Here is a 17134-nt window from a genome sequence, read left to right on the forward strand (position 1 = left end):
GCCGAGGCATGACACCGGAGGCACACCCCGACCCGGCCGCCCAGGACGTGGCCGAAACCCTCGTCGCCACCCTGCCCCGGATCAGGGAACTGCACGGCCGGACCGTGGTCGTGGTGGCCGGGCACCACGTGCTCGCCGACGACAAGCTGCGGCACGCGTTCTGCGGTGACATCGGGTTCCTGCGGTACAGCGGGGTGAGGACCGTCCTGGTGCACGACGGCGGCCCTCACCTCCCGGCATGGCTGGACGACGACCCGGCTGCGCTGCGCACCCATGTCGCGGGATACGTACAGCGGGGACTGGTGGGGAGCCTCAACGACCACACCACGCTGGCGGTCGGCCTCACGGGTGAGGACGGCCGCACGCTGGAGGTGGGCGAGGGAGAGGACGTACGGGTCGATCCGGGGGTGCTCCGCGTGTTCCTCGACAGTGGCCGGATTCCGGTGGTGTCGAGCATCGCGTACGGCAAGGACGGCGGCATCCGCCACCTCGCTGCGACATCGGCCGCCACCGCTCTCGCCTCGGCGCTCGACGCCGCCTTGGTGCTCCCGGCCGGAGCCGGAGCGGTGGGCCCGGCGTCCGCGACCTTCGTCGACATGGCCGTGCCGCACGCGGTGTTGAGGCATCTCCATCGCCTCTGACGAGGACAACACCGCGCACGGCCGGGCGTACGGAAGCGTCGCTCAGCGGAGCGGGGATGGGGTGGTCCAACCCGATCGTGTGGCCCCAGCGGACATTCCGGCGGGTGCCCGGCAACCTTTCGGGCTCCGGCGGCAACTGAGGGGTGAACAGTGCACCTCACCCCAAGGAGCCACCGCCCATGTCCGCTTCCCCGCACCGCCGCCCCACCGGACGTCGAAGGCTTGCCCTGGTCGGAGCGGCCACCCTGATCGCCGCCGGTCTCGGCGCCGTGCCGCTGGTCGTGAAGGCCGATGCCGTGGCACCCGCCGACCTCGCCCACGGAGTGCTGCCCGCCCGGGACGGCTGGGCCGCGAGCGGCTCGGGCACCACCGGCGGCCGGGCCGCGGCCGCAGCACGCGTCTTCACCGTCTCCACCCGCGCCGAGCTGGCGAAAGCCCTGGCCGCGGGCCCGGCCGACGCCCCGCGGATCGTCCGGGTCAAGGGCCTGATCGACGCCAACACCGACGACAGCGGGAAGCCGCAGAGCTGCGCCGACTACGCCGCGGGCACCGGCTACTCGCTCGACTCCTACCTCAAGGCCTACGATCCCGCCGTCTGGGGCCGTGCCAAGGTGCCGTCCGGCGCCCAGGAGGACGCCCGCAGGGCGGCCCAGGCCAGGCAGGCCGCCCGCATGGTGTTCACGGTGCCGGCGCGGACCACCGTCATCGGCGTGCCCGGCACCGGAGCGGGCATCACCGGCGGCAGCCTGGTCGTGAAGAACGCCGACAACGTGATCATCCGCAACCTGTCGCTCACCGACGTCCGGGACTGCTTCCCGCAGTGGGACCCGACCGACGGCTCCACCGGCAACTGGAACTCCGCCTACGACGCCGTCAGCCTGCGCGGCGCCACCCACGTCTGGGTCGACCACAACAGCTTCTCCGACGCCCCGCACCCGGACTCCGCCAACCCGGTCCGCTTCGGCCGCGAGTACCAGGTCCATGACGGCGCCCTCGACATCACCAACGCCTCCGACCTGGTCACCGTCGGATACAACGCGTTCAGCAACCACGACAAGACGATGCTGATCGGCAGCAGCGACAAGGACACCAAACTGCGGGTGACGCTCCATCACAACGTCTTCCGGGGCATCGTCCAGCGCGCCCCTCTCGCCCGGGTGGGTCAGATCCACCTGTACGACAACTACTACGACACCACGGCGTCGGAGGGCTACGCGCACAGCTACAGCGTCAACTCCCGAGCCGGCGCCCAGGTCGTCACGCAGAACAACTACTGGAAGCTCTCCTCAGACCGGAAGACCTCCCAGCTGCTCAGCGGAGACGGCACCGGAGCCATCGCGGGCAGCGGCAACCTCGTCAGCGGCGCCCCCGTGGACCTGGTCGCCGCTCACAACGACGCCAACCCCGGGAAGAAGATCAAGACCACCGTCGGCTGGAAGCCCACCCTCACCGCCGGACTGGAACCCGCCGCCGGACTGCCGGCGAAGCTGGCGGCGAAGGCGGGCGCCGGCGTCCTCACCGAGACCGGAGGCAAGGCTCCCGCCCCGTCCGGTCCGGCCGGCGGCCGTACGCTGACGGTCGCCGCCGACGGCTCCGCAGCGCACCGTTCCGTGCAGGCCGCCGTCGACGCGGCCACCGCGGGCGACACCGTCCTGGTGGCACGCGGCACCTACCGGGAGACGGTGAACGTCCCCGCCTCCAAGCACGGGCTGACCCTCAAGGGCGTCACCGGCAATGCCGAGGACGTCGTCATCACCTACGACAACGCCTCCGGCACGCCGAAGCCCGGAGGCGGTACGTACGGAACCGCGGGCAGTGCCACCGCGACCTTCTCGGCGAACGACATCACCGTCACAGGTGTCACGGTCGAGAACACGTGGGAGAGGTCGGCGCACCCGGACGTCAGGGACACCCAGGCCGTGGCGGTCAACGCGTCCGGCGACCGTCAGAAGTACCTCGACTCGCGATTCATCGGGCACCAGGACACCGTCCTGAACTGGGCTCCCTCGGCCACCGGCCAGTACCGGCAGTACTTCCGCCACTGCTTCATCGCGGGGGACGTCGACTTCGTCTTCGGCAACGCCACCGCCGTTTACGACCACGTCAACATCACCCTGCGCGACCGGGGCGCCGCGGCCGGCGGGCTGGGCGGATACCTCGCCGCGCCGAACACCGATGCGGCCAAGCCGTACGGGATCCTCATCACCGACAGCACCATCAGCAGCCCCGCCCAGCCCGGGACCTACTACCTCGGCCGGCCCTGGCACCCCGGCGCGAGCGCGGTCGGCCAGCTGGTCATCCGCAACACGAGCCTGCCCGCAGCCGTGAAGACCGAGGGGCCCTGGACCGACATGGGGGGTTTCTCGTGGAAGTCCGCCCGGTTCGCCGAGTACGCCAACACGGGCCCCGGCGCCGGCACCGGAGCGAACCGGCCCCAGCTCGGCCCGGACCAGGCCGCGGCCCACACCGCCCGCGCCTACCTGGCCGGCACTGACGGCTGGAACCCGACGGTCTGATGAACGGACTGCTACGCTCCGGCACCTGCCTGAGATCGCCCCCGTCGCACCGAGAAGCCGTACCGAGGCCATGACCGAAGACGAGGCGGCGGCCGCGGATTTCCACGCGTTCTTCGAACGCCACCATGCCCAACTCTCCCGCCTGGCGTACCTGCTGACCGGAGAGGCGGACGCTGCCGACGACCTCGCCGCGGACGCGATGGTCGCGCTCTGGCACCGCTGGGACAGGGCCCGCCGCGCCGACTCCGCGGCGGCCTACGCCCGCGGAATCGTCGCCAACCTCGCCCGCAGCCGGATCCGGAGCACGGTGCGCGAGCGGCGGCGCGTCCTGCTGTTCTGGTCGCACCGCCCGGAGCGGACCGACGGCCCGGACATGGCCGCCGTCATGGACGTACGGGCCGCGCTGGACACCCTGCCGTTCCGCAAACGCGCCTGCGTGGTACTGCGGTACGCCTTCGACCTCTCGGAGAAGGACACCGCGGCGGCGCTCGGGATATCGGTGGGTACGGTGAAGAGCCAGACCTCGAAGGGGACGGCGGAACTGCAGCGGCTGCTCGGTGCCCGGGCCGCCGACGATGAGCTGGTGGGAAGGGGAAGCCGGTGACCGACGAACTGCGCGGACTGCTGCGCGAGAGCGCCGAAGCCCACCTGCCCGACCGGGCCCGCATGCTGGCCCGGGTCGAGCGCGGCATGGCCCGTCGCGGCACCGCCGACCGGCTGCGGGACCGCGAGCGCGCCCGCGCCCGCACCCTGTCCTGGCCGAAGATCGTCCTCGCGACCCTGGCCACCGCCGGAACCCTGACGGTGAGCGCCCTCACGGTGGTCGCCGTCGTGCACACCCCGGACCCGCCACGGAATCCGACGGCCGCCGCCCCGTCCGCCGGCGGCAGCGCGGCACCGCCGGCGGAGGGCAGCCGGACCGAGGACGGTCCACTGTGGGCCGACGGCTCCGTCGACCCCCACGGCAACGCCTACTGGGCACAGAGCAACGTCACCCTCAAGGCGAGGAAGCCGCTCACCGCGCTCGTCGTCGAGCTGCGCATCGCCCTCACCGAAGGGGTGAAGGACACCGGCAGCTGGCGGACCCGCCCCGCCGCGGACTTCGACCTCTCCGTCCGCCAGGAAGGCGGCTTCCTCGTCTACCGGTGGACCCTCAAACCCGGCAGGACCGTCCCGGCCGGCGAGCACGTCTTCGCCGGCCAGTTCAACCACGCTGCCGGCGGACGCGACGCGAAGGACGACACGTACCGGATCGACGCCGGTGCCGGTGACGCGGAGAGCGGAGCCGCCGTGTGGGGTGGGTTCGCGTAGGGCGCGTCCACGCCCCGCCGTTCAGCGTCGCTGTTCCCGGTCGAGCGCTTCGTCGAGGGTGATGGCGGCCATGATCAGCGACAGGTGGGTGAATGCCTGTGGGAAGTTTCCCAGTTGCTCCCCGCTCGGACCGATCTCCTCGGCGAAGAGCCCGACGTGGTTCGCGTACGTCTGCATCTTCTCGAAGGTGTACCGGGCTTGAGGCAGCCGACCTGCCCGGGCGAGTGCGTCCACGTAGAGGAAGGTGCACAGACTGAAGGTGCCTTCCGAGCCGCGCAGTCCGTCCGGCGACGCCGCCGGGTCGTAGCGGTAGACAAGGCTGTCGGAGACGAGCTTGCGGTCCATGGCGTCGAGCGTGGACAGCCAGGCAGGATCCCTGGCGGCGATGAATCCGACCCTCGGCATGAGCAGCAACGAGGCGTCCAGGACGTCGCTGTCGTAGTGCTGGATGAAGGCGCGCTCCTTCTCGCTCCAGCCGCGTTGCATGACCGCGTCGAAGACGGTGTCCCTCGCCTTGCGCCATCTCTCCAGGTCGGCGGGCTTGCGCATGACCTCGGCCAGACGCATCCCGTGGTCGAAGGCCACCCAGGACATCATCTTGCTGTAGGTGAAGTCCTGTCGGCCGCCGCGAGTCTCCCAGATGCCCTCGTCCGGCCTGTCCCAGTTGTCGGCGAGCCAGTCCATCGTCCTGGCCAGGCTCTGCCACCCCCGGAAGCTGGCCTGCTGTGCGATTTCGTCACCTTGTGCCAGTGCGTATACGGCCTCGCCGTAGATGTCGAGCTGAAGCTGGTCGGCAGCGCCGTTGCCGATGCGCACGGGCGCGGAACCGCGGTAGCCCTCGAAGTGATCGAGTGTCTCCTCCGGCAGGTCGGGATCGCCGTCGACCCGGTACATGGTCTGCAGCGGCTCGCCGTCCTTGCCCTCGCGCTCGCGCAGCCTCTCCACGAGCCAGTGGACGAAGGCGATGGCCTCCTCGACGAAGCCGAGGTCCAGCATGGCCCGCACGGACAGCGAGCCGTCACGCACCCAGGTGAAGCGGTAGTCCCAGTTGCGCTCTCCGCCGACCTGTTCGGGCAGGCCCATCGTGGCCGCCGCGATCAAGGCGCCGGTGGGGGCGTAGGTGAGGAGCTTGAGAGTGATCGCCGAGCGGTGGACCAGCTCGGGCCAGCGGCCCCGGTAGTGGGACTGGTGCAGCCACTGCTCCCAGAAACGGTTGACCTCCTCGACCTGTCCGGTCAGCCCGTCGACGGTGGGGGAGACCGGTGCCTCGCCGCCGGATGCGCAGACGGTGAAGACTGCGCCGCCGGACTCACCGGCGCTCAGCGTCACCCTGCCGCCCACGTCGTCGCCGTCCCGCTCCAGCGGGAAGGTGGCCTGCAGGTGCGCATCGATCCCCGGAGCCCGGAACACGGCGCCGTTGTCGTCGAGTTCGAGCTGATGGCCGGCCCGGGCGTAATCGAAGCGCGGTCGGCACTCGAGCGTGAAGTCGACGGTGCCCCGCACGGCGCGTACCGCGCGGACCAGGGTGTGCCGGTCGGTGGCGGTGCGGGTGGGGTCCGGAGGCATGAAGTCGATCACCTCGCCCACGCCGTCCGGCGACATGAACCGGGTCACCAGGATGGCGGTGCCGGGGTAGTAGAGCTGTTTGCAGACCGCGTCGGGGTTCTCGGGGGCCAGCAGAAAGTACCCGCCGCGGTCGTGGTCGAGCAGGGCGGCGAAGATGCTGGGAGAGTCGAACCTGGGGGCGGCGAACCAGTCGACGACGCCCTTCGACGAGACGAGTGCGGCGGTCTGCAGATCGCCCACCAGGCCGTGCTCAGCGATGGGTGGATAGCGGTCCATGGTTGCTCCGGAGTCTCGGAGGAGACCCCCTGCATCCACCATCGCTCACCCCGGTCGTCCTTGCCACGCCGATGTGGCGTGCCGGAGGTCGGGGCAGCCGACAGGGACGGCGGCGGCCTTGCTTCAGCCCTGAGTGGCGTGCGGCTTCGCTCCCAGCATCTCTCTGGCCAGCTCCGCAATATTGGCCACGGCGTGGGAGAGCCCGCTCACCACTATGGCGGCCGCGGCGATCAGGACCCAGCCGGCCGCCTCGTGCGGCAGCGCGGGGGCCACCACGACAGGCGATCCGCCCTCTCCGTGCGCCGTGCGCGGCTCTCTTCGCAGCACCTCTTTGGCGATCTCCGCAACACCGGCGACAGCGTGGAACACCGCCCCCAGGGCGATGCCCGAGGCGCCGATCAGGACCCAGCCGCCCCTCCCGATCCCGGCGGTGCGGGGTGCCGGAGCGGACTTCATTCTCAGGTGACGTATGCGGGGCATGGGCTCGGCCTCCTTCGGCGCCACCGTCGGCTTGCCGCGACCTCGGAGGGAGATCGGGCGCCTGCGTCCTCAGGGTCGCGATGAGGAGGACTCTCTGATCATCCGCTGCGGGTGGTCCTCGTACCGCCACTGTAGTGCGGGCCCGGCGATCAGGCGCGGCGCAGCCGCGACGGGGCAACTCGAAGTGAGACCACGGCTACGGTGCGTGCCCTGCGCGAATCGTCCTGCCCGTCGGCCGCGGGCCAGGCTGCCGCGAACGGGCCGCTGCGCGGCTGATGAACGGCCGTGCGGCATACGCAGAATGGGAGCATTCACCAGCTGTTGTCGAACCGAAAGCGACTGCCATGAACCGCCTTCCCGCAGACCCGACGGTGCTTCACCCGTTCCCCGACCAGCCGCGCGTGGTGCTGCTGAAGCCGCTGGTGACCTCGCCGCTGATCGAGGTCGGCGAGTACTCCTACTACGACGACCCGGAAGATCCGACCGCGTTCGAGACCCGCAACGTTCTCTACCACTACGGGCCGGAGAAACTGCTCATCGGGAAGTTCTGCGCTCTGGGAACCGGAGTGCGGTTCATCATGAACGGCGCCAACCACCGCATGGACGGCCCCTCCACGTTCCCCTTCCCCATCATGGGCGGCTCCTGGGCCGAGCACTTCGACCTGCTCACCGGCCTGCCAGGAAGGGGCGACACCGTCGTCGGCAACGACGTCTGGTTCGGCTACAACACCATGGTCATGCCCGGAGTCCGTATCGGGCACGGCGCGATCATCGGATCCGGCAGCGTCGTCGTCGACGACGTCCCCGACTACGCCATCGTCGGCGGCAACCCGGCCAAACTCATCCGCACCCGCCACAACGACGACGACATCGCCCGCCTGCTTGACCTCGCCTGGTGGGACTGGCCCGCAGAACACCTCACCGAACACATCCGGGTCGTCATGTCCGGCACCATCGACGACCTCGAAGAGATCGCACCACGAGCCTGAGCCGGCCCACAGGGAGCACACACCACTCCGGGACACCAGTGGTGACCGGCCGGCCGGGCCCACCGACGCAGCGGTTCAGCCGGAGAAGGCCTCCGCGAACGCCCCGGCGCTCTGCGACACCCCACTGCAGTTCGTTGCCGCGTCGTCCGACGAGGTGTCACCGTCCTCGCACTGCCGGTCCCGGAAGGCCGACCACATCGACACCCAGGCGATGCCCTTGTCCTCGGCGAAGGACCGCACCCGAGCCGCGTCGGACAGCGTGAACGTCTCACCGGCGATGTCGTTGTCACCGATCATCGAGGTGACGGCGAGACCGCGCCAGGCGTCGTCGGCGGAGAGGCCGAAGACGTCCTGCAGTTGATCGTGCGCGGCCTGGGCGGAGGCGATCGCGTAGTCACCCATGTCGCCGGTGTACGTGCCGCCGTAGTTCATCGTCATGATGTTGACGGTGGCCACCTGCACGCCGTTGTCGTTGGCGGACTGCAGCAGCGCAAGGCTGCCCTCGTCGAGCCCGGAGGGCATGACGGGCAGGGTGAAGGAGACCGTCAAATCGCTGCGCTCCTTCTGGAGCAGCGCGATGGCCTTGGAGCGCATCTCGACCGCGTCCGAGTCGCCGAGGTCGTCGCCCTCGATGTCGAAGTCTGCCTGCGTCGCCCCGGCGGCGTCGAGCGCGTCCGCGTAGGCAGCGGCGAGCGCGGACGCGTTGGCGCAAACCGCTGCGAGCTCCGCGCCGGAGGCGCCGCCGAACGAGACGCGCACGCTGCTGCCGGACGATGTCAGCGCCGAGATACGGGACTTCACCGTCGGGTCGTCGATGGCCTGGCTCCCGTCCCACTTCGGCGTGCAGTCACTTCCGTCCGAGATGACGAAGGCCAGGTTGTACGCCGAAGGGGAGCCGGCGGAGTCGTTGGCGGAGGCCGCGGTGGCGCTGACGTAGGGGGCGTAGGACGTGCTCGGCGCCGCTGTCGTCGAGGGTGACGCACCGGCCCCGGACGGGGTCGGCGAGCCTGCGTCGCCCGATGGTCCGGTCCCGTCCGAGGAACATCCGGCACAGGCCAGGGCCACCAGACAGGCGAGCCCGGCGGCCGGCTTCAGGAAATTTCGCATCGTACGTACTCCCGCTCTCGTGATTGCCGTGCCAGGTCGGAAACAAATCATGTTCCCGGAGTGGGAATGTCTCATATGCGGCTGAATTTTATCGCGGCAGGAAGTGCGCAGACGGTTCATGGAAACCTTCCAGAATACGGATCGCCGAATGTAAATACCCGGGCAATCAGGCCCTTTTCATCCGCCCTGACTTCCGTGAGTGATTTCGGATTCGCTCAGGAAATGCACAGGTTGAGCTGTTGTTCATAGGAGCCTCATAGGGAAGTCAGGGTTTTGGCTCAGGGATCGGTCTTAATCTCCTGGAATGCATTCCGAGCCTCTTCCCGAAAACCGCTCCGCCCCGCGCGGCCGCCGCAAGCCCCGCAACGGGTGCGCGGAGGGCCCCGTGTTCGTCGACAACTCCGGGCGCAGGGCCAGATTGCTCCGCCGGATCGGTCTCGCCGGCGGTGCCGTCTGTGTCGTGTACGCGGCCGTGCTCGGCATGGCCTTCATGGGTTGGGGCACCTCGCTCGCCCCGTCCTCGCTGCTGCCCTTCGGGGGCGGCGGCCCTGCTCCCGGCGCCCAGGACCCCGGACTCGGTTACGGCGGGCCGCAGGGCGGCATCGGCACGCCGCCCCCGAAGCCCACCGGCGCCCCGCCGACAGTCACTCCCGCCCCGTCTGTCCCTGCCCCCACCCGCGCCAGCTGACCGGAGCCCGAAGAAACCCATGACGACCACCACACCCTCGCGCGGTCGCAGGCGCGCCCCTTCCCGGATGACGCGGGCCGCGGGCAAGGCCGCGGCCCTGCAGAAACCGCGCGTGATCCTCGCGCTGATTCTCCTCGCCGCGCTCACCGGCGTGATGTTGCTCGACGGCTTTCTGCGCGCCGAGGTGGGCGGCGACGAGCGCATCCGCACCGGGGCCGGTTCCGACGAGGTCCCCGACGAGGTCCTCGGCGGCGGACCGATCCTGAGCTTCCGGGGCGGCCAGGCGCAGTCGGTGTCGGTGCCGGACAAGACCATCGCCCTGACCTTCGACGACGGACCGGACCCCACCTGGACGCCCAAGGTCCTCAAGATCCTTGAGGACAACGAGATCCCGGGCACGTTCTTCCTGGTCGGCTCGATGGTCGCGCGTAACCCGGGCATCGTGAAGGACCTGGTGGATCAGGGCAGCGAGGTGGGCATCCACACGTTCACGCACGTCGATCTCTCGTACCAGAGCAGCGCCCGGGTCACCCGCGAGATGGAGCAGACCCAGCTCGCGCTCGCGGGTGCGGCGGGGATCACGACGACACTGTTCCGTGCTCCGTACTCCTCCCAGCCGGACGCAATCGACAACTACAGCTGGCCCGTCTACAAGCAGCTCGGCGAGCAGGGCTACACCAGCGTCTTCGTGGACACCGACAGCGACGACTGGAAGACCCCGGGCGTTTCCAAGATCGTCGAATGGGCCACGCCGTCCTCGGGCAAGGGCGCCTCTGTGCTCTTCCACGACGCGGGCGGCGACCGCAGTCAGACGGTCAAGGCGCTTCCCGAGTACATCAAGAAGATGAAGGCGCTCGGCTACACGTTCACCACCGTCAGCGGCGCGACCCAGAAGGCGGGGAGCGGCGCCCAGGGGGCGGACGCCGGGGCGGCCGGCACGGACCAGCAGGCGAACCGTCAGCAGGTCGGCGGTGAGCAGCCGGGAGACCGGGCACCGGGTGACGCGCGACCCGGGGGAGCGGGCAGCCTCCAGGCCGCCCACCGCACCGCCACGGGAGCGACCCTGTTCGAGGGCAAGGCCCTCATCGCGGCCGTCGCCGTTGCCGAGTGGGCCGTTCCGGGGCTCGCGATCGGGCTCGCGGTGGTCGGTGTCGCCGTCATGGGCCGGTTCGGGCTGATGGTGATCCTCGCCCGACGTCACCACAGACAGCGCAACAGGCGCCGGTTCAGCTGGGGGCCGACGGTCACCCGGCCGGTGAGCGTGATCGTGCCCGCGTACAACGAGAAGGAGTGCATCGCCAACACCCTCAAGTCGCTGGCGCAGAGCACCCATCCGATCGAGATCATCGTCGTCGACGACGGTTCGACGGACAACACGTCCGAGATCGCCGAGTCGCTCGGCATGCCAAACGTCCGCGTCATCCGGCAGGAGAACGCGGGCAAGCCTGCCGCACTCAACAACGGCGTACGCAACGCCCGTTACGACATCATCGTGATGATGGACGGCGACACCGTCTTCGAGCCGGACACCGTGGGACAGCTGGTGCAGCCCTTCGCCGATCCACGGGTCGGCGCGGTTGCGGGCAATGCCAAGGTCGGCAACCGCGACACGGTCATCGGCGCGTGGCAGCACATCGAGTACGTCATGGGCTTCAACCTCGACCGCCGCATGTACGACCTGCTGCGCTGCATGCCCACGATTCCGGGCGCGATCGGCGCCTTCCGCCGTGACGCGGTGCTGGAAGTCGGCGGTATGAGCGAGGACACCCTCGCCGAGGACACGGACATCACCATCGCCATGCACCGCGCGGGATGGCGGGTCGTCTACCAGGAGCACGCCAAGGCCTGGACGGAGGCGCCCGGTTCGCTGAAGCAGCTGTGGAGTCAGCGCTACCGCTGGAGCTACGGCACCATGCAGGCACTCTGGAAGCACCGAAAGTCCCTTACGGACAAAGGCCCGTCGGGTCGCTTCGGCAGGGTCGGCATGCCGCTGGTCGTGATCTTCCAGATCGTCACGCCCGTGTTCGCCCCGCTCATCGACGTGTTCACCGCCTATTCGATGATCTTCGTCGACTTCAAGGCGGCCCTGATCGCGTGGCTGGCGGTGCTGGCCGTTCAACTCGTCTGTGCGGCCTACGCGTTCCGGCTTGACCGCGAGCGGTACCGGTACCTCCTGATGATGCCGCTACAGCAGCTCGCGTACCGCCAGATGATGTACCTGGTCCTCATCCACTCCTGCGTCACCGCGCTCACCGGCGGCCGCCTGCGCTGGCAGAAACTCAAGCGCACGGGCGAAGTCGGCACCCCCGCGGGGGCCGGCCGATGAGCGGGGTCCCGTACCGGCGGCAAAGCGGCCAGGACGCCCCGGCGGGGCCAGGATTTGACGTGCACACTCTCCGGCTGACCCGGGTGCCGGCGGCGCCGCCCGTGCCGCCCGTGCTGAGATCCGAACCGCCGAAGGCGCAGAGCGCGCGGCCGGCCGGAGGGCGTGATCGCTACTTCGACGTGCTGCGCGCCGTTGCTCTCGTACGCGTGGTGACCTACCACGCCTTCGGCTGGGCCTGGGCAGGCATGCTCTTCCCGTCCATGGGGGTGATGTTCGCGCTCGCCGGCACGCTGATGGCGAAATCCCTCGAGCGTCCGGCGCTCCAGGTGATCAAGGGCCGGATGCGCAGGCTGCTCCTGCCGTTCTGGTTCTGGGGCTTCTTCGTCGTGGCCGCGATGGTGATCCACGGCTGGACGCCGGGCCCGGACGTTCTCTACTGGGTGCTGCCCCTCGGTGACCCCCAGGGTGACGAGTGGGGTGTCCAGGCCTGGGAGGTCCTCTGGTACCTGCGTGCGTACCTCTGGTTCGTTCTGCTCTCTCCGCTCCTGCTCCGGGTGTTCCGCAAGGCGCCCATCCCTGTGCTGCTGCTCTCCCTGGCTCCGGTCCTGGTCTTCCAGTTCCTCTGGGTGCCACCCGACGGCCGCTTCGGTGGCGGCCTCGTCGACCTCGCCACCTTCCTGTTCTGCTGGCTCGTCGGCTTCGCACACCACGACGGCGTCCTGCGGAGGATGAAGCCGGGCCCCGTGGTCACCGGTTCGCTCGCGGCGCTGGCGTTCGGCGCCCGGTACGCGCTCACGCACCAGGCGGAGACGGGTGGTTACGACCTCGACGACATCCCCCTCGCGCAGACCTTCTACTGCGCCGGCTTCGTGACGCTGCTGATGTACTTCAAGGCGTACTACAAGGTCGATTTCGCGGGCCTCGCGCGCTTCGGGAGACTCGACCGGATCGTGACGATCTTCAATCGCCGTGCCGTGACGATCTACCTCTGGCACGAGATCGCGCTGATCCTCGCGGTCCCCCTGCTCGACCGCTTCTGGGACGCTCCCGCCCTCGCGGCCTACCTGCCGCTGGAGAGCCAATGGTTCCTGTTCGGGATCGGGTGGCTCCTGCTCGCGGTGGCCGTCCTGCTGTGCGGCTGGGTCGAGGACGTGGCGGCGAAGAAGAGGCCGCGGCTGTTTCCGTAGGGGGAGCCGGCACCCCGACGCCGCGCGCGCCGCTCGGCGGTTGGCCGCCGCCTCCCGGGGCTTCGCTTCCCCCGCTCACCGCGTCGGGGGCGATGCCGAGGGTGAGGGTGCCGGTGTACCCCTGGGTCGTGTCGCCGGTGACGGTCATCAGTCCGTCCCGGGCGCCGCCTCCGCCGTAGACCATGGCGTCGGCGAGTTTGGTGGGCGTGCTGCTCGTCCGCCGGTGCGGCCTGGTACAGCTTGTTCGTCAACTGGTACGGGTCGCCCGCCAGGTCGTAGTACTCGCGGAACGTGGGGGCGACGTCGATGTTCGCGGTGATGCGGCTGTCGGTGGTTCCCGCGCTCAGGCCGCCGGCCGGCCAGGAGAGGTAGAACGGCACCTCGTGCGCCGGGCGGTAGCCGGCTTGTCGCTGCGGTCGTTCTCCGGGACGGAGGGCCTGCCGTTCCGGTCCGGGACGGCCTTGCCGGCGTACTTCGCCTCGGGGGTGCGCGGACCGTGGGAGGCGTACGGGGTGACGTACGCGAACCAGGGCCGGGAGTCGGCCGCCGCCTTGTCGAGGCAGTTCAGGTTGCGGTTCTTGATGATGTTGGTGGAGAACCCATCGATCGTCTGGACCGTGCCGTTGACGTTCCACTGCGCGGCAGCTCGTACGGGTACGGCAGACCAACTGCCGTGAAGGGGTGGAAGAGAGACGAGGACGAGGCATCGACTGGCCGGCCCCTCGGGGGCGCAGCGGGGTCAGATGACAGGTGGGGATCCTGCGGCTGGTCAGTGCCGAGAGCGACCGCTGATCAGCTCTTCACCAGCAGGCCGCGGCTGCGCAGGACCCATCGCTCGACCGGGCTGAAGATCAGCAGGTCGATGGCGATGCCGACGACGAGGATGAGGATGATGGCGAGGAACACGCCGGGCAGGTCGATGTTGTTGCGGCCGTTCTCCAGCAGCTGGCCGAGGCCCAGGCCCAGTTCGGGGGAGCTGGCGATGATCTCGGCGGCCATGAGGGAGCGCCAGGAGAAGGCCCAGCCCTGCTTGAGGCCGGCGAGGTAGCCGGGCAGTGCGGCCGGCATGACGATGTGCCGGGCGCCGCTCAGGCCGGTGGCGCCCAGGGTGCGCCCGGCCCGCAGGTAGAGCGGCGGGATCTGGTCGATGCCGGAGACCAGGCCGTTGGCGATGGAGGGGACGGCGCCGAGCAGGATGACCGTGTACATCATGGCGTCGTTGAGGCCGAACCACAGGACGGCGGGGGGTACCCAGGCGACCGAGGGCAGGGACTGCAGGCCCTGGAGGATCGGGCCGATCGCGGCGCGGACGAACTTCACCCGGGCGACGAGCAGTCCGAGCGGGGTGCCGATGGCCAGGGCCAGCAGGAAGCCGAGCAGTCCGCGTGACACGCTGGTCCAGATGACCTCGAGCAGGGTGCCCTTGAGCCACATGTCGGTCAGGCTGTCCCATACCGCGGACAGTGCGGGGAGTTTGGTCTCCTCGGTGACCTTCGTCGCGACGAGGATCTGCCAGACCAGGAGCACGAGGCCGACGGCCAGGACCGGGGGCAGGACCTTCTTGGCGAGGATCTCGCGGATGGGTGTGCGGTGGGTCTGGACCGCGTCGAGGGCGTCGAGGCCGGCCTCGAGGCCCGCCAGGTCGTCCTGCCTGCCCTTGGCCGCGGCCTTCGGGGTGGTGTCAGTGCTGGCCATGGCGGCGGATCTCCCCACGCAGGTGTTCAGTGATCTCAAGGGACAGTTCCGCCACGTCCGCGTCCTCGATGCGGCGCGGCTGCGGGATGCCCACGGTCCATTCCTTGGCGACCCGGCCGGGCCGGGAGGAGAGCAGGACCACGCGCTGCGCGAGCCGCACGGCCTCGCGCACGTTGTGCGTGACGAACAGGACGGAGAGGTTGGTCTCGGCCCAGATGCGGGTGAGTTCGCCGTGCAGTACGTCGCGGGTGATGGCGTCGAGCGCGGCGAAGGGTTCGTCCATCAGGAGCAGCTGGCTGTCCTGGGCGAGGGCCCGGGCCAGGGCGACGCGCTGGCGCATGCCGCCGGACAGTTCGTGGACGCGCTTGCCGTAGGCGCCGGCGAGGCGGACCAGTTCCAGCAGCCGTTCGGCCTCCGGTTTGCGGTCGGCCTTGGCCACCCCGCGCAGGCGCAGGGCGAGTTCGATGTTCTTGCCCGCGGTCAGCCAGGGGAAGAGGGCGTGTTCCTGGAACATGAGTGCCGGACGGCCGCCGGGGGTCTCGATGGACCCCGCGGACGGCTTGTCCAGGCCGGCGACCAGGTTGAGCAGGGTGGACTTTCCGCACCCCGAGGCCCCCAGGATGGTGACGAACTCTCCGGGAGCGACATCGAGGCTGATGTCGTCCAGGACGAGCTGTGATCCGGCCGGGCCGGAGAAGGACTTCGAGACGTGCTCGATGCGAGCGGCGTGCGTCAGCTCCGCTACGGTGCCCTCGGCAGCCTTGGCAAGCATGGTGGCCATGGTCGTCACCTCCTGGGGTTGCTGGATTGCGGGGTTACTTGGCGCCGAGGCCGGCGTCGGAGACCTCGGGCTTGCCGGCGGCCTTCAGTACCTTGTTCAGGAGCGTCAGGTCGTAGATGCCGGTCAGGTCGGGCTGCTCGATGAGCTTGGCCTTGACCGCGTAGTCGGCCTGCGTCTTCAGCGTGGTGGCCAGCGGGTCGTCGGTGATCGCGATGCTCGGCCAGGCCGGGTCGATGACCTTGGCGTCGAGCGGCTTGCCGCCCTCGGCCTCGAGCCTGGCGTTCGCGGAGGCCTTGGCCTTGTCCGGGTTGGTGTTGATCCACTCGTTGGTCTTCACGGTGCCCTTGAGGACGGCCTCGACCACGTCCGGGTGTTCCTTGAGGAACTTCTGCGACACGATGATGTTCGTGATCACGAACTTCTTGTCGGGCCACAGGGAGGTCTCGTCGAGGAGGACGGAGCCGCCGTCGGAGACGAGCTTGGAGGCGGTGGGCTCGGGTACCCAGGCGCCGTCGATCGAGCCCTGCTTGAAGGCGTCCGGGGTGACCTTGTTGTCCGTGCGGACGACGGAGACGTCGCCCTTGCCGGACTCCGGGTCGACCGTCCAGCCCTTCTCGGAGATCCAGTTGAGGAACGCGACGTCCTGGGTGTTCCCCTTCTGCGGGGTGGCGATCTTCTTGCCCTTGAGGTCGTCCAGGGTTTTGATCTTGTCCGGGTTCACGACCAGCTTGACGCCGCCGGAGGCCGAACCGGAGATGATCCTCAGGTTGGAGCCCTTGGACTTGACGTAGCCGTTGATCGAGGGCGAGGGGCCGATGAAACCGATGTCGAGAGAGCCGCCGTTGAGCGCCTCGATCTCGGACGGACCGGCGTTGAAGGACTGCGGCTTGATCTTGGTGCCGTTCAGTTCCTTCTCGATCAGGCCCTCCTGGAGACCGACCAGAGCGGTGGCGTGCGTCAGGTTCGGGAAGTACCCGATGCGGACCTCGGAGGCCGACAGCTTCTTGCCGTCGGTAGCCGCGACGTTGGCCTTGTCGTCGTCCTTCTTCGCCTCGGAACCGTAGCCGCAGGCGGTGAGCAGCAGGGGAAGTGCCGCTGTGACGGCGATGGCGCGCAGGGTGGTGAGCGGTCTTGCGGCAGACACGGAGGTGTCCTTTCACGGGATGGTGTTCAAGGAGGTGTGGAGAGACGGGCGACGCGAAGCCATCGGCACGCACGGCACCCACTTCCGGCCGTCGGCGGCGGGATCGCGGTCGCAGGCTGAGGAACGGAGAGGTGTGCGGCGCCCGAGCTCGGAGGCACGCGATCGGTGAGGTCGGCCGAGGGGCCCGCCCGGCCGGCGGAGAGCGGACGGGGACAGCGCCGATTGGCGCACTACACGGAGCCAGGCCCGGCGAAGGGTGTCAGCCGGTCCGACAGATGGCGCTGGACGTACGGACCAGGTCGATGTGTCGGCGGGAGGTCAGAGGCAGCATCCGGCCTGCGTGGTGCAGTGTTCGCACGGCCACCTCACTGAATTCCTAGTTTTCCTACCTGGTTGGTAGGCATATTGGCAGAGGTGGGCACCCGCC

Annotated in this window: 14 protein-coding genes and 2 pseudogenes; 9 read left to right on the forward strand and 7 right to left on the reverse strand. The window is 69.5% G+C overall.

Translation table 11 applies throughout. The features are described 5' to 3' along the window. Positions 1-8 precede the first annotated feature (8 nt). The 5 genes and pseudogenes from JIW86_RS33685 (at position 9) to JIW86_RS33705 (ending at position 4468) form a co-directional block, all read left to right on the forward strand. Positions 9-641 carry a hypothetical protein gene (locus JIW86_RS33685; RefSeq protein ID WP_257557688.1) on the forward strand — a complete coding sequence of 211 codons (633 nt, stop codon included), beginning with the start codon at positions 9-11 and terminating at the stop codon, positions 639-641. Between the two features lie 179 nt (positions 642-820). After that, positions 821-2161: pseudogene (locus JIW86_RS42215) on the forward strand (pectate lyase family protein); the annotation flags it as partial. A 111-nt stretch (positions 2162-2272) separates the two neighbouring features. Next, positions 2273-3157 (forward strand): annotated as a pseudogene (locus JIW86_RS42220) (pectinesterase family protein); the annotation flags it as partial. A 70-nt stretch (positions 3158-3227) separates the two neighbouring features. After that, on the forward strand, positions 3228-3761 hold the full coding sequence (locus JIW86_RS33700; RefSeq protein ID WP_257557689.1) for a SigE family RNA polymerase sigma factor: 534 nt from the start codon (positions 3228-3230) through the stop codon (positions 3759-3761). Beyond that, positions 3758-4468, forward strand: coding sequence for a hypothetical protein (locus JIW86_RS33705; protein ID WP_257557690.1), 711 nt, complete (start codon positions 3758-3760; stop codon positions 4466-4468). The genes JIW86_RS33700 and JIW86_RS33705 overlap by 4 nt, the downstream gene beginning before the upstream one ends. A gap of 21 nt (positions 4469-4489) precedes the next feature. Here the strand turns inward: JIW86_RS33705 and JIW86_RS33710 are convergent, their stop codons facing one another. Beyond that, complete coding sequence (locus JIW86_RS33710) at positions 4490-6310, reverse strand: glycoside hydrolase family 15 protein (protein ID WP_257557691.1); 1821 nt, start codon at positions 6308-6310, stop codon at positions 4490-4492. Positions 6311-6433: 123 nt separating this feature from the next. Further along, on the reverse strand, positions 6434-6790 hold the full coding sequence (locus JIW86_RS33715; protein WP_257557692.1) for a hypothetical protein: 357 nt from the start codon (positions 6788-6790) through the stop codon (positions 6434-6436). A gap of 344 nt (positions 6791-7134) precedes the next feature. Here JIW86_RS33715 and JIW86_RS33720 point away from each other — a divergent pair, with 344 nt between their 5' ends. Next, positions 7135-7779, forward strand: a complete 645-nt coding sequence (locus JIW86_RS33720; protein ID WP_257557697.1) for a CatB-related O-acetyltransferase — start codon at positions 7135-7137, stop codon at positions 7777-7779. Positions 7780-7854: 75 nt separating this feature from the next. Here the strand turns inward: JIW86_RS33720 and JIW86_RS33725 are convergent, their stop codons facing one another. Further along, entirely contained in the window at positions 7855-8886 is a 1032-nt protein-coding gene (locus tag JIW86_RS33725) for a chitinase (protein ID WP_257557699.1), read from the reverse strand. 304 nt (positions 8887-9190) lie between these two features. Between JIW86_RS33725 and JIW86_RS33730 the strand changes: the two genes are divergently transcribed. The 3 genes from JIW86_RS33730 (at position 9191) to JIW86_RS33740 (ending at position 13087) form a co-directional block, all read left to right on the forward strand. Beyond that, positions 9191-9574, forward strand: a complete 384-nt coding sequence (locus tag JIW86_RS33730; protein WP_257557701.1) for a hypothetical protein — start codon at positions 9191-9193, stop codon at positions 9572-9574. A 19-nt stretch (positions 9575-9593) separates the two neighbouring features. Further along, on the forward strand, positions 9594-11900 hold the full coding sequence (locus JIW86_RS33735) for a bifunctional polysaccharide deacetylase/glycosyltransferase family 2 protein (RefSeq protein ID WP_257557702.1): 2307 nt from the start codon (positions 9594-9596) through the stop codon (positions 11898-11900). A 101-nt stretch (positions 11901-12001) separates the two neighbouring features. After that, the gene (locus tag JIW86_RS33740; RefSeq protein ID WP_257559535.1) at positions 12002-13087 is read left to right on the forward strand and encodes an acyltransferase family protein; all 1086 of its coding nucleotides are present in this window, start codon (positions 12002-12004) and stop codon (positions 13085-13087) included. 792 nt (positions 13088-13879) lie between these two features. Here the strand turns inward: JIW86_RS33740 and JIW86_RS33745 are convergent. The 4 genes from JIW86_RS33745 to JIW86_RS42225 form a co-directional block, all read right to left on the reverse strand. Beyond that, complete coding sequence (locus JIW86_RS33745) at positions 13880-14782, reverse strand: ABC transporter permease (protein WP_257557703.1); 903 nt, start codon at positions 14780-14782, stop codon at positions 13880-13882. Then, positions 14769-15563, reverse strand: a complete 795-nt coding sequence (locus tag JIW86_RS33750; RefSeq protein WP_257553662.1) for an ABC transporter ATP-binding protein — start codon at positions 15561-15563, stop codon at positions 14769-14771. Before JIW86_RS33750 ends, JIW86_RS33745 begins: the two co-directional genes overlap by 14 nt. Positions 15564-15597: 34 nt before the next feature. Further along, positions 15598-16707, reverse strand: a complete 1110-nt coding sequence (locus JIW86_RS33755) for an aliphatic sulfonate ABC transporter substrate-binding protein (protein WP_257557712.1) — start codon at positions 16705-16707, stop codon at positions 15598-15600. A 259-nt stretch (positions 16708-16966) separates the two neighbouring features. Next, positions 16967-17038, reverse strand: coding sequence for a putative leader peptide (locus tag JIW86_RS42225; protein ID WP_353962671.1), 72 nt, complete (start codon positions 17036-17038; stop codon positions 16967-16969). Positions 17039-17134: the final 96 nt, after the last annotated feature.

Source organism: Streptomyces sp. NBC_00162 (assembly GCF_024611995.1).
In the GTDB taxonomy this organism is placed as follows: Bacteria; Actinomycetota; Actinomycetes; order Streptomycetales; family Streptomycetaceae; genus Streptomyces.